1 pseudogene is annotated in these 238 nt (G+C 63.9%); it reads right to left on the bottom strand.

Annotated elements, in window-relative coordinates:
- Positions 1-238, bottom strand: a pseudogene (locus QP363_RS13520) (hypothetical protein); the annotation flags it as partial.

Raw genomic sequence — 238 nt, 5'->3', positions numbered from 1 at the left:
TGCCCCGGCAGCAGGTCCCAAGACACCTGAATGGCGCCCTTGATGGTGGACACCTGAACGTTCACCGGCGGGACGACCACGACCGTGTCTCCCATGAATACCGGCTGGCTGTTGACAAGCTCACGAAGGTCGCGGCCCTTATAAGCCCAGACCGCGTAGTGGCGCAAGCCTGTCTCGCCCGGCTCGTGTTCACGGTAGGCGGGTCCCTTCGTGTAGACGAGGGTGTCACCGGCATCCG

Origin of the sequence: Corynebacterium sp. UMB6689, assembly GCF_030215295.1 — a bacterium.
GTDB classification, from domain to species: Bacteria; Actinomycetota; Actinomycetes; order Mycobacteriales; family Mycobacteriaceae; genus Corynebacterium; species Corynebacterium aurimucosum.
Note: the sequence above shows the minus strand (reverse complement) of the source record. Positions and strands in the feature narration are given on the sequence as shown.